General features: G+C 65.3%; 24 protein-coding genes. 15 read left to right on the plus strand and 9 right to left on the minus strand.

The genetic code is table 11. From position 1 onward, the window contains the following. Nucleotides 1–60 precede the first annotated feature (60 nt). The 3 genes from HU735_RS03345 (at nucleotide 61) to HU735_RS03355 (ending at nucleotide 2,380) form a co-directional block, all read left to right on the plus strand. Nucleotides 61–600, plus strand: coding sequence for a sigma-70 family RNA polymerase sigma factor (locus HU735_RS03345; protein ID WP_186712395.1), 540 nt, complete (start codon nucleotides 61–63; stop codon nucleotides 598–600). After that, the gene (locus HU735_RS03350) at nucleotides 597–1,292 is read left to right on the plus strand and encodes an anti-sigma factor (RefSeq protein WP_186712396.1); all 696 of its coding nucleotides are present in this window, start codon (nucleotides 597–599) and stop codon (nucleotides 1,290–1,292) included. Before HU735_RS03345 ends, HU735_RS03350 begins: the two co-directional genes overlap by 4 nt. Before the next feature lie 158 nt (nucleotides 1,293–1,450). Then, complete coding sequence (locus HU735_RS03355) at nucleotides 1,451–2,380, plus strand: malate dehydrogenase (RefSeq protein ID WP_186712397.1); 930 nt, start codon at nucleotides 1,451–1,453, stop codon at nucleotides 2,378–2,380. 7 nt (nucleotides 2,381–2,387) lie between these two features. On the opposite strand, the gene HU735_RS03360 is transcribed toward HU735_RS03355, so the two are convergent. Further along, nucleotides 2,388–3,275 (minus strand): MerR family transcriptional regulator, encoded by an 888-nt coding sequence (locus tag HU735_RS03360; RefSeq protein ID WP_186712398.1) that lies wholly within the window; start codon nucleotides 3,273–3,275, stop codon nucleotides 2,388–2,390. A gap of 153 nt (nucleotides 3,276–3,428) precedes the next feature. Between HU735_RS03360 and HU735_RS03365 the strand changes: the two genes are divergently transcribed. From HU735_RS03365 to HU735_RS03400, 8 genes are all read left to right on the plus strand, one after another. Continuing rightward, entirely contained in the window at nucleotides 3,429–3,875 is a 447-nt protein-coding gene (locus HU735_RS03365; protein WP_186712399.1) for a PAS domain-containing protein, read from the plus strand. Between the two features lie 105 nt (nucleotides 3,876–3,980). Then, nucleotides 3,981–4,403 (plus strand): nuclear transport factor 2 family protein, encoded by a 423-nt coding sequence (locus tag HU735_RS03370; protein WP_186712400.1) that lies wholly within the window; start codon nucleotides 3,981–3,983, stop codon nucleotides 4,401–4,403. After that, nucleotides 4,400–5,152, plus strand: coding sequence for an SDR family NAD(P)-dependent oxidoreductase (locus HU735_RS03375; RefSeq protein WP_186712401.1), 753 nt, complete (start codon nucleotides 4,400–4,402; stop codon nucleotides 5,150–5,152). The genes HU735_RS03370 and HU735_RS03375 overlap by 4 nt, the downstream gene beginning before the upstream one ends. Before the next feature lie 6 nt (nucleotides 5,153–5,158). Beyond that, on the plus strand, nucleotides 5,159–6,406 hold the full coding sequence (locus HU735_RS03380) for an FAD-dependent oxidoreductase (RefSeq protein WP_186712402.1): 1,248 nt from the start codon (nucleotides 5,159–5,161) through the stop codon (nucleotides 6,404–6,406). Further along, nucleotides 6,403–7,212 carry a DUF1365 family protein gene (locus HU735_RS03385; RefSeq protein WP_186712403.1) on the plus strand — a complete coding sequence of 270 codons (810 nt, stop codon included), beginning with the start codon at nucleotides 6,403–6,405 and terminating at the stop codon, nucleotides 7,210–7,212. The genes HU735_RS03380 and HU735_RS03385 overlap by 4 nt, the downstream gene beginning before the upstream one ends. Next, a complete protein-coding gene (locus tag HU735_RS03390; protein ID WP_186712404.1) occupies nucleotides 7,187–8,446 on the plus strand; it encodes a cyclopropane-fatty-acyl-phospholipid synthase family protein in 1,260 nt (419 codons plus the stop codon). The genes HU735_RS03385 and HU735_RS03390 overlap by 26 nt, the downstream gene beginning before the upstream one ends. A 3-nt stretch (nucleotides 8,447–8,449) precedes the next feature. Then, a complete protein-coding gene (locus HU735_RS03395) occupies nucleotides 8,450–8,938 on the plus strand; it encodes a DUF2878 domain-containing protein (protein WP_186712405.1) in 489 nt (162 codons plus the stop codon). Between the two features lie 120 nt (nucleotides 8,939–9,058). Then, complete coding sequence (locus tag HU735_RS03400) at nucleotides 9,059–9,484, plus strand: GNAT family N-acetyltransferase (protein WP_186712406.1); 426 nt, start codon at nucleotides 9,059–9,061, stop codon at nucleotides 9,482–9,484. Between the two features lie 102 nt (nucleotides 9,485–9,586). Here the strand turns inward: HU735_RS03400 and HU735_RS03405 are convergent, their stop codons facing one another. After that, nucleotides 9,587–10,123 carry a GNAT family N-acetyltransferase gene (locus HU735_RS03405; RefSeq protein ID WP_186712544.1) on the minus strand — a complete coding sequence of 179 codons (537 nt, stop codon included), beginning with the start codon at nucleotides 10,121–10,123 and terminating at the stop codon, nucleotides 9,587–9,589. A gap of 240 nt (nucleotides 10,124–10,363) precedes the next feature. On the opposite strand from HU735_RS03405, the gene HU735_RS03410 reads away from it, so the two are divergent. Beyond that, the gene (locus HU735_RS03410; protein ID WP_186712407.1) at nucleotides 10,364–10,765 is read left to right on the plus strand and encodes an ACT domain-containing protein; all 402 of its coding nucleotides are present in this window, start codon (nucleotides 10,364–10,366) and stop codon (nucleotides 10,763–10,765) included. A gap of 131 nt (nucleotides 10,766–10,896) precedes the next feature. Here the strand turns inward: HU735_RS03410 and HU735_RS03415 are convergent, their stop codons facing one another. From HU735_RS03415 to HU735_RS03430, 4 genes are all read right to left on the minus strand, one after another. Further along, entirely contained in the window at nucleotides 10,897–12,279 is a 1,383-nt protein-coding gene (locus tag HU735_RS03415) for an aspartate aminotransferase family protein (protein WP_186712408.1), read from the minus strand. 22 nt (nucleotides 12,280–12,301) lie between these two features. After that, nucleotides 12,302–13,792, minus strand: a complete 1,491-nt coding sequence (locus tag HU735_RS03420; RefSeq protein WP_186712409.1) for an aldehyde dehydrogenase family protein — start codon at nucleotides 13,790–13,792, stop codon at nucleotides 12,302–12,304. 68 nt (nucleotides 13,793–13,860) lie between these two features. Further along, nucleotides 13,861–14,709, minus strand: a complete 849-nt coding sequence (locus tag HU735_RS03425) for a helix-turn-helix transcriptional regulator (RefSeq protein WP_186712410.1) — start codon at nucleotides 14,707–14,709, stop codon at nucleotides 13,861–13,863. A 115-nt stretch (nucleotides 14,710–14,824) separates the two neighbouring features. Beyond that, on the minus strand, nucleotides 14,825–15,730 hold the full coding sequence (locus HU735_RS03430; RefSeq protein ID WP_186712411.1) for an RHS repeat-associated core domain-containing protein: 906 nt from the start codon (nucleotides 15,728–15,730) through the stop codon (nucleotides 14,825–14,827). A 281-nt stretch (nucleotides 15,731–16,011) separates the two neighbouring features. Here HU735_RS03430 and HU735_RS03435 point away from each other — a divergent pair, with 281 nt between their 5' ends. From HU735_RS03435 to HU735_RS03445, 3 genes are all read left to right on the plus strand, one after another. Next, the gene (locus tag HU735_RS03435) at nucleotides 16,012–17,082 is read left to right on the plus strand and encodes an enoyl-CoA hydratase/isomerase family protein (RefSeq protein ID WP_186712412.1); all 1,071 of its coding nucleotides are present in this window, start codon (nucleotides 16,012–16,014) and stop codon (nucleotides 17,080–17,082) included. 16 nt (nucleotides 17,083–17,098) lie between these two features. Further along, nucleotides 17,099–18,250, plus strand: a complete 1,152-nt coding sequence (locus tag HU735_RS03440) for an acyl-CoA dehydrogenase family protein (protein WP_186712413.1) — start codon at nucleotides 17,099–17,101, stop codon at nucleotides 18,248–18,250. 215 nt (nucleotides 18,251–18,465) lie between these two features. Continuing rightward, nucleotides 18,466–19,023 (plus strand): transcriptional regulator, encoded by a 558-nt coding sequence (locus HU735_RS03445; RefSeq protein WP_186712414.1) that lies wholly within the window; start codon nucleotides 18,466–18,468, stop codon nucleotides 19,021–19,023. A 3-nt stretch (nucleotides 19,024–19,026) separates the two neighbouring features. On the opposite strand, the gene HU735_RS03450 is transcribed toward HU735_RS03445, so the two are convergent. The 3 genes from HU735_RS03450 to qhpC all read right to left on the minus strand — a co-directional run bounded on the left by HU735_RS03450 (nucleotide 19,027) and on the right by qhpC (nucleotide 22,282). Next, nucleotides 19,027–20,709, minus strand: coding sequence for an AMP-binding protein (locus HU735_RS03450; RefSeq protein ID WP_186712415.1), 1,683 nt, complete (start codon nucleotides 20,707–20,709; stop codon nucleotides 19,027–19,029). 108 nt (nucleotides 20,710–20,817) lie between these two features. Further along, nucleotides 20,818–21,939 carry a quinohemoprotein amine dehydrogenase subunit beta gene (gene peaD, locus HU735_RS03455; RefSeq protein WP_186712416.1) on the minus strand — a complete coding sequence of 374 codons (1,122 nt, stop codon included), beginning with the start codon at nucleotides 21,937–21,939 and terminating at the stop codon, nucleotides 20,818–20,820. A 19-nt stretch (nucleotides 21,940–21,958) separates the two neighbouring features. Then, nucleotides 21,959–22,282 carry a quinohemoprotein amine dehydrogenase subunit gamma gene (qhpC, locus tag HU735_RS03460; protein WP_050705338.1) on the minus strand — a complete coding sequence of 108 codons (324 nt, stop codon included), beginning with the start codon at nucleotides 22,280–22,282 and terminating at the stop codon, nucleotides 21,959–21,961. Between the last annotated feature and the right edge of the window lies 1 nt (nucleotide 22,283).

Here is a 22,283-nt window from a genome sequence, read left to right on the forward strand (position 1 = left end):
TCATCGACAGTCCCCGGCCGACCGGCCGGGGCTCCCGGTAGCATGAGGATCGGCCCGACCTTGAACCTGCCCACGACGCCATTCGACTACGAGCGCTGCCTCCAGGCCTGTGCCAGGGGCGATCGCGGAGCTCTGCAAGCACTTTACGACCAGGAAGGTGCCCGGCTGCTCGGCGTGGCCCGGCGCATCGCCCGCGACCACGCCACCGCCGAGGACATCGTCCATGACACCTTCATCCGCATCTGGACCCGCGCGGACAGCTTCGATCCGGCACGTGGCTCGGCGCGTGGCTGGGTGTACAGCCTGACCCGGCACCTGGCCTTGAACTTCATACGCGATACCCGCCGAGAAGTGGTGGTCGACGATGTCGCCACCGTCGATATCGCGCCCTATCACGATGACATGACCCTGCAGGCCGATGCATCGAGGATTCATCGCTGCCTCGACCAGCTCGACGCCGCGCCGCGCAAGTGCATCCTGCATGCCTACGTCGACGGCTGCAGCCATGCCGAGATCGCCCGCCTGCTCGACACCCCGCTGGGCACGGTCAAGTCATGGATTAAACGCAGCCTCAAGGCGCTGCGGGAGTGCATGGGATGACCAACGAGCCGGGTAACGAAAGCGCCGATGACCTCGAGCAACTGGCCGGTGAGTATGTGCTGGGCACCTTGTCGGCCGAACAGCAGGATGCCGTGCTCAAGCGCCTGGACAGCGACCGAGCCTTGCGTGACGCCATGGATGCGTGGGAGCAGCGACTGCTGGGTTTGAACGCGCTGGCCACGCCACTGCCGCCCAGTCCCCGATTGTGGCAACGGATCAACCGTAGCCTGGGCGACCGCCCTACCCGCCGCTCATGGTGGCAACGCCTGGGGTTGTGGCGAGGGTTGGCTGGTGCCGGCCTGGCAGCGAGCTTGTTGCTCGCCCTGGCATTGCTGACGGCACGCCCGCCTGTCACTACCTACCTGGTCGTGCTGGTGGCGCCCGCCACCCAGGCACCTGGTTGGGTGGTCCAGGCCCGTGACGCGGATCAGGTCCAGCTGATTCCCTTGGGCAAGTCCGAGGTCCCGGGAGGCAAGGTCCTGCAGTTCTGGACCAAGGGTGATCAGTGGCCTGCACCGATCTCGCTTGGTCTGATCGAACCTGGGGAGCAGGTCACCGTGCCGCTGGAGCGCCTGCCTGCGGTTGAGCCCAACCAGTTGTTCGAGCTGACCCTGGAGAATGAGGGTGGCTCTGCCAGCGGACGTCCGACTGGGCCTGTGCAGTTCATCGGGCGGGCGGTCAAGGTGCTCTAAAGGCCAGACCTTTCACGGTGTTGAGAATTGCCGGGGCTGCTTTGCGACCCCGGCCAATCTTGAGTGCCACCTGCGGGTAGCCTTTTCGCCCGGGCAGGCAATACTTCCCTGTACAGGCGCGCATGTTGCTGGTGACGCGAGCCGCGAGGAGGTGCGAGGTGAACAAACTATCAATCGTGGGTGCCGGTATCGTCGGTGAGGCAGCGGCCCAGGTCATCGCCCGGGACGCGCTCTGCCGGGAACTGGCGCTGATCGACGTCCAAGGTGAGCTGGCGCAGGGCAAGGCGCTGGATGTCTGGCAGGCGGCGGTGGAGTCCGGGTCCGACACCAAGGTGCACGGCGGGTCGGATGCCCAATTGCTGCAGGATTCCGACCTGGTGGTGATCACCGCGGGCGTGCCGCGCAAGCCTGGCCAGTCGCGCCAGGATGTCCTGGCCATCAACCTGCCGATACTCGACGGCATCATGAGGGACGTGAAACAACATGCGCCGAGCGCGACGGTGCTGGTGGTGTCGAACCCGGTCGATGTGCTCACCTACCGGGCCTGGAGCCTCAGTGGCCTGGGCCGCGACAAGGTGTTCGGCCAGGCGGGGGTGCTGGATACCGCGCGCATGAAGTGTTTCATCGCCGAGCAGACCGGGTTTTCGGCACGGGATATCACGGCGCTGGTCCTGGGCGGGCACGGCGACAGCATGGTGCCGTTGATGCGCTATTGCACGGTCGGAGCGGTGCCGCTGGCGCACTTGCTGTCCAGTGAGCAGATCGAGCAGATCGTTGAGCGCACCCGTAAAGGTGGCGGCGAGATCCTTGCCCTGAAGAAGGTCGGCAGCGCCTGCGATGCACCGGGCGTGGCGATCGCGCAGATGGTGGATGCGATTGCCAACGGGCGCAGCCGCATCCTGCCGGCGGTCGCGATTCTCGAGGGCGAGTACGGGCGCACGGATATCGCCATGGGTGTTCCCTGCGTACTCTCGGACGCGGGCATCACGCGAGTGATCGAGCTGCCGCTGGATGCGCAGGAACAGGCGATGTTCGACCGCTCCGCAGATCAGGTGGCGCGGGATATTGCGGAGATGAAAGCGCTGTAGGTAGCCGTCACAGGTCCAGGGCGCCCCTGAGCAGAGCATCGAGCATGCCGGGCGCCTGCGGGTCGCGCTCATCCAGCAGGCACACCGGAATCCCCTGCAGCACCGCCCGTGAAGCACCCAACCCCTCCCCCGCCAGCGCCAGCGGGCAAGAGATCTCCATCTGCAACGAACGCAGTCGTTTCGCCAAGGCCGCGCTTACCGGCCCCTGCACCGCGACCACCAGCACCGCCGGCTGGATTGCCCCGCACACCAGCGCCAGCTCCTCCAGCGGCTGCCCAGACCCCAGCACCTTGATGCGTTGCCGCCGATCGCTCAGCAGCAGGCCGGCACACAACAACTGCAGCTCGGCCAGGCCCTCGGCGCCGGCCAGCAGCACCCGTGGCGCATCGGCCTGGTTCATGTGCAGGCGTAACAGCAGGCGGGCGCGCAGGAAGGTGTCCAGGAACAGCCACTGGCTGCGCTCGCCGAAAGCCTCGCCTTCGGCCAGCTCGCGCCACACCGGCATGAACACCTCGTGCATCACCGAGGCCTTGGGCAACAGCGTGAACAGCTGCCCGTGAATGCCTTCCAGCGCCTGCGCGTCGAACGTCTTGGTCGCCCGGACAACGGCCTGGCGCCAGTCGTGAAAGGCATCGTCCTGCGCGGGGGGCGCTTCGGGCTGGCCGGCGAGCAACCCGCCGACCTTGCTGATGGGCACGCCGTTGCCGGTCCAACGCAGAATGTCGCGAATGCGCTGGACATCCCTGGCCGTGTACAGCCGGTGCCCGCCTTCGGTGCGCTGCGGGCTGATCAGGCCATGGCGGCGCTCCCAGGCGCGCAACGTCACGGGGTTGATGCCGGTCAGGCTGACCACGTCGCGCATGGGCAGCAAGTCGAAGGAAGGGGCGTCGGTCATGGCCAAGGTTCGAATGGGTGAAGGCACATTCTAACTCCATGGGTACCTGTTGCGGCGAGCCTGGTTGGGTCATCATGGTCGGCAGACGCGCCCGAGGTTCTCGCACGGAAGCTACGCCGCGCATTCGCACACACGATCCGACAGGTGAGCTCCATGATCAACGCGAAACTCCTGCAACTGATGGTCGAACAGTCCAACGATGGCATCGTCGTCGCCGAGCAGGAGGGCAACGACAGCATTCTCATCTACGTCAACCCGGCGTTCGAACGGCTCACCGGCTACGCCACGGACGACATCCTCTACCAGGACTGCCGCTTTCTCCAGGGCACCGACCATGATCAGCCGGGCGTCGCCGCCATCGGCCAGGCGATCCGCGCAGGCCAGCCCTGCCGCCAGGTGCTGCGCAACTACCGCAAGGATGGCAGCCCGTTCTGGAACGAGCTGTCGATCACGCCGGTACGCAACGAAGCCGACCAGCTGACCTATTACATCGGTATCCAGCGCGATGTCACGGCCCAGGTGGCCGCCGAGGAGAAAGTGCGCGAACTGGAAGCGGAGGTCGCGCGCTTGCGCGAGGCGCTGGTGGCAGCCGGACGCTGACAGCAAAAGCTGTACAAGAAGATTGTATTTGTACAATTTTAGTCCTAGGCTTCAGTCATACCTGTACAACTCGCCATCGTTGTACAGGATTGCCCGGAGCCGCGCATGTCAGACTACCTGCAGCAGTTCGCCGAATGCTTCGCCCGCCTGCACCGGGGCAACCTGGACTTGCTGGGAAACCTGTACAGCGAAGATGTCAGCTTTCGCGACCCGCTGCACCGGATCGATGGCCTGCCGGCCCTGAGGGCGTACTTCGCCCAGCTCTACGCCAACGCCCACGACATCCGCTATGCCTTCACCGGCGCCGACGAGGTCCGGCCCGGGCAGGGTTACCTGCGCTGGACCCTGCACTTTCGCCATCCACGCCTGGCCGGCGGCCGGCCCATCAGCCTGCAGGGCTGCAGCCATCTGCAATGGCAGCAGCGGGTACAGGTTCACCAGGATTATTTCGACGCCGGTGCCCTGCTGTATGAACATGTCCCGGTCATGGGCGGCGCCATCCGCTGGCTCAAGGGTAGGCTGGCATGAGCCGCTACTGGCTGACCGGCGCCAGCAGCGGCATCGGCGCCGCACTGGCCGGGCAACTGCTGGAACAGGGGCACCAGGTAGCCTTGGGAGGCCGCTGCGCCGAGCGCCTGGCGCCCCTGCTCGAACGCTTTCCCGGGCAGGCACTGGCGGCCCTTGGCGATATCGACGACCGCGAACGGCTGGCGTTGATCGCCGGGGAACTGCAGCAAGCCTGGGGCGCGCTGGACGGGGTCATCCTCAACGCCGGGACCTGCGAATACCTGGAGCCGGGTCGATTCGACCCTGACCTGGTCGAGCGCGTGGTGCGCACCAACCTGCTGGGCCTGTGTCATTGCCTGGCCGTCGCCCTGCCCTTGCTGCGCCGTGGCGAACGCCCGCATGTCGTGGTGATGGGCAGTTCGGTGGCCTGGCTCGCCCTGCCCCGGGCTGGCGCCTATGGCGCGTCCAAGGCCGCCGTGCGCTACCTGGTCGAATCGCTGCGCATCGACCTGGCCAATGAAGGCATCGATGTCACCCTGGTCAGCCCTGGCTTCGTCGACACGCCCCTGACCCGGCGCAACGATTTCCCCATGCCCCAGCGCTGGACGGCGCAACGCGCCGCCCGCCATATCGCCCGACACCTGCCCGGGCGGCCACTGGAAATCAACTTCCCCGCTGCGTTCACCCTGGCCCTGCGCCTGCTCGGCGCGCTGCCGCCGCGTTGGCGCCTGGCGCTGGGTCGACGCCTGGCTAGACGGCCACAGGAATAGCCCGCCATGCGCATCGCGATCATAGGCAGCGGCATCGCCGGCCTGACCTGCGCCCACCTGCTGTCGCGCCGCCACGAGGTCACGGTGTTCGAGGCCGACGACTGGATCGGCGGCCACACCCATACCGTCGAAGTGCCCTGGCGTGGGGAGCGCCACGCGGTGGATACCGGTTTTATCGTGTTCAACGACTGGACCTACCCGAACTTCATCCGCCTGCTCGACCAGCTCGGGGTCGCCTCGCGTCCGACCCAGATGAGCTTCTCGGTGCATGACCCGGACAGTGGCCTCGAATACAACGGCCACAACCTCGACACCCTGTTCGCGCAACGGCGCAACCTGCTGTCGCCGGGATTCTGGGGGATGCTGCGCGACATCCTGCGTTTCAACCGCCAGGCCCTGGCCGACCTGGACCGCGGGCGCATCGATCCGTCCACCACCCTGGGCGGCTACCTCCAGTCACAGGGCTACGGCCGGCGCTTCGTCGAGCACTACATCGTGCCGATGGGCTCGGCGATCTGGTCGATGTCACGGGCGGACATGCTCGGTTTTCCCCTGCAGTTCTTCGTGCGCTTCTGTCGCAACCATGGGCTGCTGTCGGTGAACCGACGTCCGCAGTGGCGGGTCGTCGAGGGTGGCGCGCGCAACTATGTCGCACCGCTGTGCCGGCCGTTCGCCGAGCGCATCCGTCTGGCGTGCAAGGTCGACCGGGTTAGCCGCGACGAAGGCGGCGTCACCCTGCTCGGCAAGGCCGGTAGCGAGCGCTTCGACAACGTGGTGTTCGCCTGCCACAGCGACCAGGCCCTGGCCCTGCTGGAAGCACCCAGTGCTCAGGAGCGCGCGGTGCTCGGGGCCATCACCTACGCCAGCAACGATGTGCTGCTGCACACCGACACCCGCCTGCTGCCGCGCCGGCGCAAGGCCTGGGCCAGCTGGAACTACCGTCTGGGCGGTCCCGAACAGGCCCCGGCCGCGCTGACCTACAACATGAATATCCTGCAAGGCATCCAGGCCCCGGTGACCTTCTGTGTCAGCCTCAACCAGACCGCGCAGGTGGACCCGGCGCGGATCATCGCCCGCTACCAGTACGCCCACCCCCAGTACAGCCTCGGCGCCACCGCCGCGCAGGCCCGTCAGGCCGAGCTGCAGGGCCAGCGCCACAGCTACTACTGCGGCGCCTACTGGGGTAACGGTTTTCACGAGGACGGCGTGGTCAGTGCGCTCAAGGTCGCCGAGCACTTCGGAGAGCAATTGTGAACAGCAGCCTGTGCCCCGGCTGGGTCAGCCATCGGCGCCTGGGGCCCCGGCCGCATGCCTTCCGCTACCGGATCGGCATGTTCTACCTGGACCTCGACGAGCAGGCCCGGCTGCTGGGCCTGTCGCGCTGGGTGGGACGCTGGCGGCTGGCGCCCCTGAGCTGGCGCGAGACCGACTACCTGCCGGCGTTGACCGCCAAGGGCGAGCCGCTGGCCCAGGCCGCCCGTCGGCTGGTCGGCCAGGCCACCGGCCAGGTTCCCGAGGGCCCGGTGCGCCTGCTGACCCAGCTGCGCAGCTGGGGGCTGTCGTTCAACCCGGTGAGCCTGTACTTCTGCCATGACCGCAACGGCCAGTTGGCGGCGATTCTGCTGGAAGTGCGCAACACGCCGTGGCGCGAGCGTTTTCACTATGTGCTCCCGGTGCGGGACGGTCTTGACCAGCCATTCATCATGGCCAAGGCCTTCCACGTATCGCCGTTCCTGCCAATGGCCATGGACTACCACCTGCGTTTCCATCTGGATGCGCAGCGGATACAGGTGCACATGGAGAACTGGCGAGACGGCCAGAAGGTCTTCGAAGCCGACCTCGCCGTGCGCCGCCAGCCGCTGGACCGCGCCGCGCTGCATCGCTACCTGCTGTCCTTCCCCTGGATGAGCCTGCGCACCGTTTCAGCCATCTACTGGCAAGCCCTGCGCCTGTTGTTCAAGCGTGTCCCCGTTCACGACCACACCGCCAGCCAGGGCACCCTGGTGCTCGGCCATCGCCACGAGGAGCCCGACAATGTCGAACCCCACCCTGAGCGTTAGCAAATCCGCAGGCCTCACACCGCTGTTGGGTGGGCTGGCCCGCAGCGCGGTGCTGGCGCAACTGGGCAAGCTGCGCCACGGCCACCTGCGACTGCGCGAAGGGGGGCAGCAATGGAGCTTCGGCGACGCCGCCAGCCCGCTGCAGGCCGAAGTGGAAATTCTTGAGGGAGCCGCCTGGAACCTGGTGGCCGGCAATGGCTCGATCGGTGCCGGCGAAGCCTACATCCACGGCTACTGGCACAGCCCGGACCTGGCGGCAGTGACCCGGCTGTTCGTGGCCAACCTGGAGGTACTGGACGCCCTGGAAGGTGGCCTGGCGCGCCTGGGTCGCCCCCTGCTGCGTCTGCTGCACCGCCTGAACCGCAACAACCGGCGCGGCGCCAAACGCAATATCCTGGCCCACTACGACCTGGGCAACGTCCTGTTCGAACACCTGCTCGACCCGACCATGATGTACTCGGCGGCCCGGTTCGAGCACCCCGAGCAACCCCTGGAGCACGCCCAGTTGAACAAGCTGGAGCAGATCTGCCGCAAGCTCGAACTGGGTGCACAGGATCACCTGCTGGAGATCGGCAGCGGCTGGGGCAGCCTGGCGATCCACGCCGCGACCCGGCATGGCTGCCGGGTCACCACCACGACGCTCTCCGAAGCCCAGTATGCGTTCACCCTCCAGCGCGTCCAGGCATTGGGGTTGGAATACCGTGTGACGGTGTTGCGCCAGGACTATCGCGACCTGCAAGGCAGCTTCGACAAGCTGGTGTCTATCGAGATGATCGAAGCCGTCGGCCACCGCTACCTGCCCGTGTACTTTCGCCAGTGCGCCACGCTGCTCAAGCCCGATGGGCTGATGCTCCTGCAGGCCATCACCATCCGCGACCAGCGCTATGCCCAGGCCCGTCGCTCGGTGGACTTCATCCAGCGCTACATCTTCCCCGGCGGCGCCCTGCCGTCGCTGAGCGTGCTGCTCGACACCGCCAGCCGCCAGACAGGGCTGAACCTGGTGCACCTGGAGGACTTCGGCCTGGACTACGCCCACACCCTGCGCCATTGGCGCGACAACCTGCGCCAGGCACGTGGTGTGCTGGCGGCGCTGGGTTACGACGAAATGTTCCAGCGCCTGTGGGAGTACTACCTGTGCTACTGCCAGGGCGGCTTCGAGGAACGCGCCATCGGTGTCGCCCAGTTGCTGTGGGCAGGTCCCCTGGCACGCCGCGCCCCGTTGCCCGGGCACTGACCCATGCGCCGTGGCTGGCTGATCGCCAATGCCCTGTGGCTGCAGGCCGGCTGGTGGCTGTGCGTGCTCGGCGCGCGATGGCCCGGGTTGCTGCTGGTGGTGCCGCCGGTCATGGCGGTGCATGTATACCTGTGCCGGGATCGCCCTGGCGAGGCTTGGGCGCTGCTACGCGTGACGCTGGCCGGCTGCCTGGTGGACAGCCTGTTGGGCGCGATTGGCGTGTTTACTTTCGACAGCCGTCCGCTCCCCCTGTGGCTGGCTTTGATGTGGCTGGTGTTGGCCAGCGGCCTGCGCCATAGCCTGGCCTGGGCCGGCCGACCGTTCTGGCGCGGGGCACTGCTCGGCGCTTTGGGCGGACCGCTGGCCTATCTGGCCGGTGCCCGGTTGGCGCAGGTCGACCTGCCGTTGGGCGCAATCACCACCGCCCTGCTGCTGGCGCCGATCTGGGCGCTGCTGCTGCCCTCGCTGGTGCGCCTGGCCGCGTGGCGCTGAGTGGCCACAGAACCATGCCCCATTTACCAATCCATTACGGTAGAGTGGCTGTCGGTAATCAATCCGCAACAGGATGGATACCAAGGCTTATCCCCAGCGTGACAACCTAAAGGACTAGCAATGGCAATTCGAATAGACATGATGGTCGGGCCAGGGGAAGAAGAACGCGCAGCCATCCTCAAGCCTTTGCGAGCTCATAACGCTTCCCGGGCAGGCGATCCCAAGCCAGAGAGCATCGCTTTGCTGGTGCGTGACGAGGTTACCGACGAGATCATCGGCGGGCTTCATGGGGAGATTTTCTATCGCTGGTTCTTTATCGAGTTGCTCGCCATACCTGAGCAGACCAGAGGTCAAGGCACTGGCTCACGCCTGATCCGCATGGCGGAGGATGTCGCACGTGAAAGGGGCTGTGTCGGCCTATGGCTCGACACGTTCGATTTTCAGGCCCCCGAGTTCTACAAGCGACATGGGTTCACCGAGTTCGGGCATCTCGACGATTTCCCTCCCGGCCACAAGCGTTTTTTTCTTCGCAAACAACTCGACTGACGGATCATCCGGGGAGCGACTCACCCCTTGGCGACGCAAGACCTGTTTGCCACTGGGCTATTTTCCCTGCAGATCTTGATTATCGAGGCTTGAAACGGGCTACTACCCTTTGTCGTGATTAGGACTTCGAAGATCGTGCCACATATGCACCTTCGAGACGAACCGATCCCCTACCGCCACGGCCAGTGGCTCCAGCCCGAAAGAGCTGAACCCCATCCGCTCGTAGAGTTTTTGTGCGCCTGTATTGCCCTCTGTCACAGTGAGCTGAACCAGCAACAGCTGCGGCTGAGCGCTCGCAAAGGCCAGGACAGTGCGCAGCAGGTCATGTCCGAGGCCTCTTTCACGATGAGCGAATGGGACGCACATCCCGAACAGCGTGGATTTGTGGCTGGCCTTCATCCTCTGCTCCATGGAAAGGCCGGCGACACCAAGTAAATGCTCACCTTCAAAAGCGCCGAACACTGCGTCGGCAGCATCAGGTCCGGTACTCAATCTTTTCTCCCACCAGCTGATTGGCAGGGCTTCACGCTCATCGGCATCAGAGGTAAAGGCATCGGGATTAAGACGGTAGGCCTCGAGCATCAGTTCCCGGTAGACAGCTGCATGATTCGGCGTCAGTCGTTTGATTAAGATTGGCAATGGAAGCTCCTTTCCTGACACCACGTATATATCGGGATGCATGAGTTCCATCCCATTTGGTCAAGGCAACGATTGTATCAACCTGGAACTGCGTTGGCTGGGTAACGCCAGGTGCGCCTACGCCTGGGTCGATGAGCACCCGGCTCATCGATTGTCCTAATGCCCCGCGTGTAATGCTAATTTCAATCGTCCCCGGTGAACGCTCTAGACTGCCGGCTCACCACCCCAGGAACCCACACGATGCATGGCGAAACCTCGATTGAAAAACTCCTCCAGTCCATGAGTCCCCTACTCAATGAGGGCGAGTATGTCTTTGCCACAGTCACCGACACCTCACAGCTGCAAGACCTGAACATTGTCGGCAGTTTCAGGGAGCGCGAAGGCTGGACGGTCATCCTGGAGCGAACGGTCGCGGACGCGATGCAGCTGCCCTACACCTACGTGTGCGCCTGGATCACCTTGACCGTCCACTCTTCCCTCGAGGCCGTGGGCCTGACTGCGGCGTTCGCCACCGCGCTGGGTAAAGCGGGTATCAGCTGCAACGTGGTGGCGGCCTATTACCATGACCACATCTTTGTCGGTGTCGACGACGCCCAGAGCGCCATGGCGGTATTGAAGGCGCTGTCAGACAACGCTGGATAACCATACGTCAGGTTCACCGCCCGCCTGGGGCCCCAGCCCTGCGCGGCTGTTCATCCAGGGTTAAGGATATATCGCGGGGCAAGCCCGCTCCCACGAATCGCGTGGGAGCGGGCTTGCCCCGCGATGGGTCATCAACGCTTTGCCACCATCCCCGCCACCCGATCCACCGCAATACGGGTCTTCTCCACCAGCTCATCCAGCTCGCCACGGCTGGCCACCAGCGCCGGCGCCATGATCATGCGGCCCAAGGTCGAGCGAATGATCACCCCTTCTTCGAAACCGAAGGTACGGCACTGCCAGGCCAGGTCGTTCTCGTTGGCGAAACGCTTGCGCGTGGCCTTGTCCTCGACGAACTGCAGCGCCGCCACCAGCCCCGCGCCCTGGACCTCGCCGATCAGCGGATGATCGGCGAACACCTCGCGCAGGATGCGCTGCAGATACGGTCCGGTGTCGTCCTTGACCTGGCGCACGATGCCTTCGTCGCGCAGGGCCTTGAGGTTGGCCACCGCAACCGCCGCCGCCACCGGGTGACCGGAATAGGTCAGGCCGTGGGCGAATACCCCGCCCCGCTCCACCAGCGCCTCGGCGATGCGCTTGCTCAACACCAGGCCGCCCATCGGCACGTAGCCGCTGGTCAGGCCCTTGGCGATGGACAGGGTGTCGGGCTCGAAACCGAAGTGCTGGTGGGCGAACCATTCGCCGGTGCGACCGAAACCGCCGATCACCTCGTCGGCGCACAGCAGTACATCGTACTGGCGGCAGATGCGCTGGATTTGGGGCCAATAGCTCTCGGGCGGGAAGATCATGCCGCCGGCACCCTGGAACGGCTCGGCGATGAAGCCGGCAACGTTCTCGGCGCCCAGTTCGAGGATCTTCTCCTCCAGCTGCAGGGCGCAGCGGCGGCCGAACTCGGCCGGGGTCAGCTCGCCGCCCGCGGCGAACCAGTACGGCTCGTCGATATGTGCAACGTCCGGGATCAGCCCGCCCATCTCGTGCATGAACTTCATCCCGCCCAGCGCCGTGGCCGCCAGGGTCGAGCCGTGGTAGCCGTTCCAGCGGCCGATCATGATCTTCTTGCTCGGCTGGCCGACCACCTGCCAGTAGCGGCGCACGGTGCGGATCAGCACCTCGTTGGCCTCGGAGCCGGAGTTGGTGTAGATCGCGTGGCTGTAGTGGCCCGGCAACAGGCTGAACAGCAGCTCGGACAGTTCGATCACCGCCGGGTGGGTGGTGTGGAAGAACATGTTGTAGTAGGCCAGCTGGTCCATCTGCGCGGCGGCGGCGGCGGTCAGGTCCTTGCGGCCATAGCCGAGCTGGGTGCACCACAGGCCGGACATACCGTCCAGGTAGCGGCGGCCGTCGTTGTCCCACAGGTACAGGCCTTCACCGCGGGTGATGACCCGTGGCCCCTCGGCGTTGAGCGCCTTCTGGTCGAGGAAGGCGTGGATATGGTGGGCGGCGTCGCTGGCCTGGTAGTCGCGGGTGTCGCGTTTGGGCGAAAAAGGTGCGTTCATTGTTGTGCTCCTCGGGTGAATGTCAGCGCAGCTGGATCCAGGTGGTCTTGAGCTGGGTGTACTTGTCGAACGAATGCAGCGAGAGGTCGCGGCCAAAGCCCGACTGGCGCCCGCCGCCGAACGGCACGGTGACGTCCAGGGCGTCGACGGTGTTGACCGACACCGTGCCGGCCTTCAGCCGCCGGGCCACGCGGTGGGCGCGGTTGAGGTCGTCGCTCCAGACCGACGCGGCCAGGCCGTAGACGCTGTCGTTGGCCAGGGCTATGGCCTGCTCCTCGTCGTCGAAGGCGCTGACCGCCAGCACCGGGCCGAAAATCTCTTCGCGGCTCAGGGCCATGTCCTGGCGCACGTCGGTGAAGATCGTCGGCGTGATGAAGTTCTGCGAGCCGTTGACGCTCAGCCGCTCGCCACCGCACAGCAGGCGCGCGCCCTCGGCCCGGCCCTGGGCGATGGCCGCCTCGATGCGCGTGGTCTGCCCGGCATCGACGATGGCACCGGCGCGGCTGGCCGGATCCAGCGGGTCGCCCGGCAACCATTCACGGGCCTGGCGCAGCAGGTGCTCGACGAACTCGTCATGGATCGAGCGCTGCACATACAGCCGCGAGTTGGCCGAACACACCTCGCCCTGGTTGAAGAAGATGCCGAACGCCGCCTTCTGCGCCGCCAGGTCGAGGTCGCGGCAGTCGTCGAACACCAGGTTCGGGCTCTTGCCGCCGCATTCGAGCCAGACCTGCTTGAGGTTGGACTGCGCCGAGTACTGCATGAAGTACTTGCCCACCTGGGTGGAGCCGGTGAACACCAGGCAGTCCACGTCCGGGTGCAGCCCCAGGGCGCGGCCCGCGGTTTCACCCAGGCCCGGCACCACGTTGAGCACGCCTTCCGGCAGCCCGGCCTGCAATGCCAGCTCCGCCAGGCGCAGGGCCGAGAACGGCGACTGCTCGGCGGGCTTGAGCACCACACTGTTGCCTGCGGCGAGCGCCGGGGCGACCTTCCAGGCGGCCATGTCCAGCGGGAAGTTCCACGGCACCACCGCGCCGATGACGCCCAACGCCTCGCGGCTGATCATTGCCACGGCGCTGGCGGCGGTCGGCGCGACCTGGTCGTAGAGTTTGTCCAGTGCCTCGCCGTACCAGGCGAACACATGAGCGGCGCCCGGCACGTCGATGTTGTAGGCGTCCATCACCGGCTTGCCCATGTTCAGCGAGTCGAGCAACGCCAGTTCCTCGCGGTGGGCCAGCATCAGTTCGGCCAGGCGCAGCAGCACACGCTTGCGCTCGGCCGGCGCCATGCGTGCCCAGGGCCCGTGTTCGAAGGCCCGGCGGGCAGCGCGCACCGCCTGGTCGATCTCGTCGTCGGCGCAGGCGGCGACCTGGGCCAGGCAGCGGTCGGTTGCCGGGTTGACGGCAGCGAAGGTGGCGCCGTCGCGGGCCGTCACCGGGCGGCCGTCGATCAACGCGGTGGTGATGAAGCTTTGCCGTGCAGCGCGCTGCTGCCAATCGCTTTTCGTATGCACGCAGGTCTCCCCTCCGGCCACACGCGGGGCCGGTGATTGTCGTTGTCTGGATGAGATGAATCGGTGGTTCAGCGCCGTCGCAGGTAGCTTTCCAGCGGGTCCTTGCTCAGGCCTTCCTGGGCCTGGGCCAGCGAGGCGATGAACAGCGAGAACAGCTCGGCCTGGGTGGCGATGTCGAGCTTGGCGTAGAGGTTCTTGCGGTGGGTCTTGACGGTGTCCTCGCTGATCCCCAGGCGTTCGGCCAGCGAGCGCGTGGAATGGCCGCGCAGCAGGTACTGGGCGATATGGCATTCACGCTCGGTGAGCAGGGAGGAGCCGAAATTGTTCAGCGCGGCGTTGATCTGCCGCCCCAGCGCGCTCTCGAAGCGTCCGCCCAGGGCCTCGGCATGCAACTGCCCCCAGTGCCGGCGCACCACCGCCACCACCCAGGCGGCGATGCACTTGAGCTCGGCCACCTGGCGGCTGCCCAGGCGCCGGGTACTGCCCAGGGCCACGGCGATGGACAGCTGGGCGTCCAGCGGCACCAGGTAGTTGAGCTCGTCCTCCAGGTGGGCATGCTGGTAGAACGAGGTGTAGTACTCGCTGCGCTTGAAATGGTCGGGGGCGACATCGCTCAGGCGGTAGCAGCCGGCGGGCATGCCGTCCATGCAGGCGCGGTAGAACGGGCACAGCAGGTAGTAGCCTTCGAGGTACTTCTGCACGTTGCCCTCGGGCAGCCAGGGCCCCTCGTCGTCCTTGGCGAACAGTGCCGACGGCAAGCCTTTGCGTGGGTACAGGAACACTGTGATGGCCTGGCATGGCGCCAGCTGGTTGAGGGCGGCGAACAACGCCTCGACGAAGCCGGGCGTGCCGATGGCGTCGACCACGCGGGCCATCTGCGCGTACCAGTCGGGCGAATTCAGCTGGGCGTTGCTCATTGTTATTGTCCCCGCCAGGGTGAGTGCTGGACGGGATTGTTTCATGGGGGGGACGGGGCGGCTATCACCCTTCGGGGTGAGTCAGGCCTGGTACGTACACACCCATTCACTTGCCTCACCGCAGCCTACCTTCGTAGTTACGTAAAACAGTAGCAACATCCATAGTCGAGCCGTCGGAAAGCAGGACGTCGTCTGCCGCTCGGAGGTGTTCAGGCAGAACGCCTTTCAACATGTCTGGGTAGAACGTATTGGGATCCTCATAGACGCTCCGCAAGTAGAGCGCTGCCTGAGTTCGTGAAAACTTTTCGATTGAGGCGCGTGCTTGTGGATAGACACGCAGATACACACCAAGCTGCGCCGGATAAAGATCTGTCATGTTGGAAATAGCCGCTGCGGACGCGGGCCTCGGGCGGTGGGACGGTTGCCTCAACCTCAATTCATCCGGTAATCGGTTGGCAATCGAGGTCAGTAGATGTCCCCCAACGTTGTTCGCCAATTGGACGGCCTCGGACCGCTGGATCCTGCCTTGGCCTTCGATCACCCGAACGGATAGCTGGGCCAAGGTATTAGGCGAGTCGATAAAATCTTGGAATCTGGGCTGAACCTGATTCCCGATCAAATCGTTCAACCTTGGCAGGAACCGTCTGACGACGCCTCGCCAAAGGCTGCCATTTTGAGGGGAATGCCCAGAGGGATCTGTCGAGTTCACCGGATCATTTAAGCAGTAAGCATAAGAATTAAGACCACCGACTCCAAAAGGGCTCCAGCTATCCGCAGAGTTGAAACGCTTCAGTTGTGGGCTGTAACCGCGATAGCCATTGCCCAACAGGTAATGGCCGGTATAGCCCTCGCAGAGCGCTCCGGTAAAACCCAGCATCGCCATCGTGCGTCCCTGCTCTTTGCTCCCTCCAAAAGGCGAATAGCTGTAGCCAACCTTATCCGTGCGCAGAATCGATTGTTGCTGATCGACTGCCAGAAAGTTGGCATCAATTTTTGTCGAATCGTCTTGCTGTTGATCCATCGCATTCACCTGGCACGTTACGGCAAGACTCCAACATGGCAACCACGCCTCCACTACGCAACTGACAGAAATACCAGACCCCGTGCGCCTGTTGTGCCTCGGTATTCCAGCGTTAAAGTGGAACGACCTAATATGGAAGGTACGCAATCAAGGTAAAAATGCAGCAAGCGGCTGCAGATTTGCCAATTGTGCAGGGTAATTTTGCATGACAGGATCGTTCGATCCGCCCGCGCATTCCAGGACTTCACTTGGAAAATCAATAACAAAGCAGGGAGAACGCGATGACCGCGCACGCTCAACCCTCGGCAACGGATCAAGTACTGGCCGAGGTCCGCAACCACATTGGCCACCTCACCCTCAACCGCCCCGCCGGCCTCAACGCCCTGACTCTGGACATGGTGCGCAGCCTGCAGCACCACCTCGACCAGTGGGCCCAGGATCCGCAGGTGCACGCCGTGACGCTGCGTGGCGAGGGCCCCAAGGGCTTCTGCGCCGGTGGCGATATCCGCTCGCTGCACGACAGCTACAAGGCCGGCGAGAAACTCCACGTGGACTTCTTCGTCGAGGAATACGCCCTTGACCTGTGCATCCACCGCTACCGCAAGCCGGTGCTGGTGCTGATGGATGGCTTTACCCTCGGCGGCGGCATGGGCCTGGCCCAGGGCTGCGACCTGCGCATCGTCACCGAGCGCAGCCGCCTGGGCATGCCCGAAGTGGGCATCGGCTACTTCCCGGATGTCGGCGGCAGCTACTTCCTGCCCCGGGTGCCGGGCGAGCAGGGCATTTACCTGGGCGTCAGCGGCAGCCAAATCAAGGCGGCCGATGCCCTCCACTGCGGCCTGGCCGACTGGTACGTCGACAGTGAAAAACTCGCGGCCCTGGATGACGGGCTCGACCGCCTGACCTTCAGCGCCAACCCGCTCAAGGACCTGCAAGGCTTGCTCGCCAAGCTCGGCACCCAGACCTTGGCGGACGCGCCGCTGGCGACACTGCGCCCGGTGATCGACCACTTCTTCGCCCTGCCCGACCTGCCGAGCATCATCGAGCAACTGCGCGCCGTGACCATCGGGAACAGCCGCCAATGGGCGCTGGACACCGCCGACCTGCTGGAAACCCGCTCGCCGTTGGCCATGGCCGTCACCCTGGAGCTGCTGCGCCGCGGCCGCCACCTGGCCCTGGAAGACTGCTTCGCCATGGAACTGCACATCGACCGCCAGTGGTTCGCCCACGGCGACATCATCGAAGGCGTGCGCGCGCTGATCGTCGACAAGGACAAGCAACCCCGCTGGAACCCGCCGACCCTGGCCGGTCTCACTGCCCAGCGGGTCGACCAATTCTTCGAAGGCCTGTGAGCCCGGGAGTACACAGATGCAAGACCTGGAACTGAGCGAAGAACAGATCATGATCCGCGACATGGCCCGCGATTTCGCCCGCGGCGAGATCGCGCCCCATGCCCAGGCCTGGGAAAAGGCCGGCTGGATCGACGATGACGTGGTACGCAAGATGGGCGAGCTGGGCCTGCTCGGCATGGTCGCCCCGGAGCAGTTCGGCGGCAGCTACACCGACTACGTGGCGTACGCCCTGGCGGTGGAGGAAATCTCCGCCGCCGATGGCGCCACCGGGGCGATGATGAGCATCCACAACTCGGTGGGCTGCGGCCCGCTGCTGGCCTATGGCACCCCCGAGCAGCAGCAGGCCTGGCTGCCGCAACTGGCCAGCGGCGCGGCGATCGGCTGCTTCTGCCTGACCGAGCCCCAGGCCGGCTCCGAGGCCCACAACCTGCGCACCCGCGCCGAGCTGGTCGATGGCCAGTGGGTAATCAACGGCGCCAAGCAGTTCGTCAGCAACGCCCGCCGCGCCAAGCTGGCCATCGTCTTTGCCGTGACCGACCCGGAGCTGGGCAAGAAAGGCCTCTCGGCCTTCCTGGTGCCGACCGACAACCCAGGCTTCAAGGTTGACCGCAGCGAGCACAAGATGGGCATTCGCGCCTCCGACACCTGCGCGGTGACCCTGGACGACTGCCGCATCCCGGCCGCCAACCTGCTGGGCGAGCGCGGCAAGGGCCTGGCCATCGCCCTGTCCAACCTCGAAGGCGGCCGTATCGGCATCGCCGCCCAGGCCCTGGGCATTGCCCGCGCGGCGTTCGAGGCGGCGCTGACCTACTCCCGCGAGCGCATCCAGTTCGGCAAGCCGATCAACGAGCACCAGAGCATCGCCAACCTGCTGGCCGACATGCAGGTGCAAGTCAACGCAGCTCGCCTGCTGATCCTGCATGCCGCGCGCCTGCGCAGCGCCGGCAAGCCTTGCCTGTCGGAGGCCTCCCAGGCCAAGCTGTTCGCCTCGGAGATGGCCGAGCGGGTCTGCTCGATGGCGATCCAGGTGCATGGCGGGTACGGCTACCTGGAAGACTACCCGGTGGAGAAGTACTATCGCGATGCGCGCATTACCCAGATCTACGAGGGCTCCAGCGAGATCCAGCGCATGCTGATTGCGCGTGAGTTGAAGCATTACACGGTCTGAGGCGAGGCATCAGGTCCTGTAGGAGCGGCCTTGTGCCGCGAAAGGGCTGCACAGCAGCCCCAATCCAGGCATGACGCTGAAATTGCCGGGGCCGCTGCGCGGCCCTTTCGCGGCACAAGGCCGCTCCGACACGGGGCGCGCCCTTATGAGATTTATTAGTCTCATATGATACACTTGTGGATATTTCGTCGCCGAACCCCGACTCGAGGTCCCACATGCGTAGAACCCTCCAGGAAGAGCGCCTGCTCAAAGCCCTGGCCCAGGCCATTGTCGTCCACCCCCGCGCCACCCTCAAGGAGCTGGCGGAAACCGCCGGGGTCAGCAAGGCCACCCTGCACCGCTTCTGCGGCACCCGCGACAACCTGGTGAAACTGCTCGAGGACCATGGCGAGCAGGTGCTCAACCAGGTCATCCTCGAAGCCGACCTGGAACACATCGAACCGCTGGCCGGTATTCGCCACCTGATCGCCGAACACCTCAAGCACCGCGAACTGCTGATGTTCCTGATGTTCCAGTACCGCCCCGATACCTTGCTCAACGACGCCGAGGACCTGCGCTGGCAGGCCTATATCCAGGCCATGGACGCGTTCTTCCTGCGTGCCCAGCAGCTGGGCGTGCTGCGCATCGATATCAGCGCGGCAGTGTTCACCGAGATATTCATGACCCTGATCTACGGCATGGTCGATGCCGAGCACCGCGGCCGCGCCGCCAGCGCCAACACCGCGCAGACGGTCGAGCAGTTGTTCCTCAACGGTGCCAGGCCGCAGGGCTGATGACTATCGATCGGTGCCGCCAGCCAATTCCTCGATGCTGATCTCACGCATCCTGAACTTCTGCACCTTGCCGGTCACCGTCATCGGGAACGCGTCGACAAAGCGGAAATGCCGCGGCACCTTGAAATGCGCGATGCGCGCCCGCGCCCAGTCACGCAGCGCCTCCTCGCCCAGCACCTGCCCCGGGTGCAGGCGCACCCAGGCGACGATCTCCTCGCCATAGCGGCTGCAGGGGATGCCGATCACCTGCACATCGGCCACCGCCGGGTGGGTGAAGAAGAACTCCTCAAGCTCCCGCGGATAGATGTTCTCGCCGCCACGGATGATCATGTCCTTGCTGCGGCCGACGATGCGTACATAGCCTTCGTCGTCCATCACCGCCAGGTCGCCGGTGTGCATCCAGCCATCGGCATCGATGCTCTCGGCGGTGGCCTTGGTGTTGTTCCAGTAGCCGAGCATCACGCTGTAGCCGCGGGTGCACAGCTCGCCAATCTCGCCGCACGCCAGGGTAGAGCCTGCGCTGTCGATCACCTTGCTCTCCAGCCACGGCTGGGTGCGGCCGACGCTGGTCACCCGGCGCTCCAGGTCGTCGGCGGCGCCGGTCTGCAACGAAACCGGGCTGGTCTCGGTCATGCCGTAGGCGATCTGCACCTCGCCCATGTGCATCTCGTCGATCACCCGGCGCATCACCTCGATCGGGCAGGTGGCGCCGGCCATGATGCCGGTGCGCAGGCTGCTGAGGTCGAATTCATGGCGGCGCGGGTGGTCGAGCTCGGCGATGAACATGGTCGGCACGCCGTACAGCGCGGTGGCGCGCTCCTCGGCCACGGCCTGCAGGGTCAGCAGCGGATCGAAGGCGTCGTTGGGGTAGAGCAGGGTGCTGCCGTGGGTCATGCAGCCGAGGTTGGCCATGACCATGCCGAAGCAGTGGTACAGCGGCACTGGTACCACCAGCCGGTCGTGCTCGGTCAGCCCGAGGCTTTCGCCGACCATGTAGCCGTTGTTGAGGATGTTGTGGTGGCTGAGGGTAGCGCCCTTGGGGAAACCGGTGGTGCCGGAGGTGTACTGGATATTGATCGGCTCGTGCCGGTGCAGGCTGGCCTGGCGTGCGGCCAGTTGCCCGGCGTCGGTTTCGCCGGCGCGGGCCTGCAACGCCGGCCAGGCCAGGAAGCCATTCGGAGGCGTGGCGGCCAGGCTGACGACCCCGCGCAGCTCGGGCAGGCGGGCGCTGCGCAGCTCGCCCGGCCGACAGGCGCCGAGCTCGGGCACCAGGTCCAGCAGCATGGCGTGGTAGTCGGAGGTCTTGAAGGCGTCGGCGCAGATCACCCATTGGCAGGCCGACTGGCCCAGGGCGTACTCCAGCTCGCTGGTGCGGTAGGCCGGGTTGATGTTGACCAGGATCGCGCCGATCTTGGCGCTGGCGAACTGGGTGATGCACCACTCGGCGCAGTTGGGCGCCCAGATGCCCAGGCGATCGCCGGCCTGCAGGCCCAGGGCCATCAGGGCGCGGGCGTGCTGGTCGACAGCCTCCGCCAGCTGCCGCCAGGTATAGCGCAGGTGCTGGTGGCGAACCACCAGGGCTTCGCGGTCGGGGAAGCGGGCGACGGTGGCGTCGAAGGCGTCGCCGATGCAGTGGGTAAGCAATGGAGTGGCTTTTGAGCCTTGGGTATGGCTGGGCTGGGGCATGGGCTGTCTCTTGTCTTTGTTTTGCCTGACATGGCCCTATCGCGGGGCAAGCCCGCTCCCACCGGTCCAGTGTGGCCGGCGTGGGAGCGGGCTTGCCCCGCGATGGCGCTAGCGAACGAACACCTGCGGCGTGGTGGTCGACATGTCGCCACCAGGCAGCTTGATGTTCTTCACCTTCTCCAGCGTGTTCGGGTCGAATACCGCCAGGTCGTTGAAGGTGCCGCCCAGGTAGAGCTTGTCGCCGGCCTTGTCGAAGGTCACGCAGTAGTAGGTATGGTCGAGGTTGGCGGCCTTGACCAGTTTCTTCTGTTGGATGTCGTAGCGGGCCAGGCGGTTGAGCACGCCATACATCTGGTTCGGGTCCTTGGGCGAGCGCAGGCCGGTGAAGTACAGCTCGGTCAGCTCGGCGAACTCCTGGGTGTGGGCCTTGCCGGTCTTCAGGTCGATGCTCAGATAGCCATACAGCGGCTCGGCGGTGGCCGGGTCCTGCTTGGCATCCTTGAACTTCGCAATGGTGTAGAGCATCGAGAACTCATGCAACGAACTCTGGTGCGGCCAGAAGTACAGCACGTCGGGGGCGCTGTAGCCCGGACGGTTCCAGCTGCGCAGTGGCAGCGCTACGCTGTACTTGCCGGTCTTGACGTCGAGCTTGTAGATGTCCGGCCCGGCCACGTACAGGCTGCCGTCGTCGGCGGCGCGCATCAGGTAGACCTGGCGCGGCATCGGGAAGCTGCGCACGGGCTTGGCGTCGAGGCCGTCGCTGGTGCGGAACACCTCCAGGCGCGGTGGCTTGACCACGTAGTGGTCGTTCAGGCGCTGGCTCGGGTTGACCGTGGCGTAGACCTCCTTGCCATCGGGGCTGATGGCGAAGGAGTACATGGCCTTGCCGACCTCGCCCGGCACGCTGGAGAGGTTGGCGTGGAAAGTGGTCTTGCAGCTGTCCAGGTCGATGCCGTAGATATCGGCGAAATGGTTGTTCAGCACGTAGGCCGTGCGGTTGTCCGGCGCCATCATCGCCGTGCCGGGGCCGAACGAATCGGGCATGCGGCAGGTCTTGTACAGCGTGTCGCTGGCCACCTCGACCACATGCAGGTTGTTCGGGTAGTTGGTGGCGATCAGGTATTCATGGCCGGCCTTCAAGGCCTTGCCTGCCTCGTCGGCCTGGGCCGCCCAGGCGCAGGCCATGGCGGCAATGGTGAGCGCGAGCTGCGCGCAGAATCCAGCTTTCATGCGGTTTCCCCTTGTCGTTCTATTTGTCTTTCGGGAATACGGTGCCGAGGTTGCGCCAGTCTTCGGCGGAGTTGGTCGCCTGGGCGTTCCAGTCCTGGTAGGTGCTCATCATGTCCGGCACCTGGGCCGGCCACCAGCAAGGGTCGGAGCAGCCGTAGAGGTCGGCCTCCATCGGCTGGCACAGCGAGCTGACGCCGCCGAAGGCATCCACTTCCCAGCCCGGGTCGGTGGTGGCGGTGCAGCCGGCCACGGCGCTCATGGCCAGCACTTCGTCGACGCGGTCTTCGGCGGCGGCCTGTTCGAGGATGCGCGCCTTGTTGTTCAGCGGTTTGAGGTGCTTCATG

Origin of the sequence: Pseudomonas sp. BW16M2 (assembly GCF_014268865.1) — a bacterium.
Taxonomy (GTDB): domain Bacteria; phylum Pseudomonadota; class Gammaproteobacteria; order Pseudomonadales; family Pseudomonadaceae; genus Aquipseudomonas; species Aquipseudomonas peradeniyensis.